At 51.5% G+C, this 796-nt stretch carries 1 pseudogene; it reads left to right on the forward strand.

The features are described from left to right. Nucleotides 1–446: 446 nt before the first annotated feature. A pseudogene (locus AWU74_RS06635) lies at nt 447–796 on the forward strand (DUF3943 domain-containing protein); the annotation flags it as partial.

Genomic DNA, 796 nt, shown 5'->3' on the forward strand with positions numbered 1-796 from the left:
AAAATTGTGGCCCGCAATTTATAAATCCTGCTTCATAATTTATAAATCCTGTTCCGCAATTTACAAATTATGTCCGATAATTTATAAATCGTGAGCAAAAATTAACGTGTTTCCGGGCAACGCTGCTGCGTGCCGCGCGGCAATTTCAAGGGCGCGCCCTATGGTTTTTCCGCAGGTTTTGAGTATGCTATACAGAGCGCTGACGGACAATCGGCGGGGATATACGCGCAGTGCGCATACGGCGCGCCGGGCGCGCTGCGGCGCAAAAACTCTTTTTGCTCCAGCGGCATAAAAAACGCCCTGCCCCTTGGACGGGGCGTTTATCCCTGCGGAAATGCACACGGCGCACTCCTTGCGCAGTATGCGCCGCTCGCCCTGACAGTTGCGTAAGCGCATGCGCAGGAAAGGATTGCGCAAAAATAAAAGAATAATGTAATCTCTATGCTATGGCGGCTTCAAACCACAGTATAAAGACCGCGGTTGTCATAATTTCTTTTCTGTTTGTTTCCGCAAGCGGGTTTATTTATTCGGAAGAAATCACCCGCGATATCGCGGGCGCGGCGGCGGAACAGAACGGTGAAAAACCGGATGTCAAAACAGCGAAAAACTTTTTCCTGCCTCCGCTGGAGATTATCGGCGCCAACAACGCGTTCGGTATTGTCACAAAACATGTATTGCGGGAGCCGTGGGCGCAGGTGAACGGGGAAACAATACAGAAGAACCTTCACAGCAGGTGGGCTTGGGACCAGGACGGGCTTCTGGTGAATCAGTTCGGGCACCCGTATCAGGGCAGCTT

This window comes from Treponema endosymbiont of Eucomonympha sp. (genome assembly GCF_001028545.1).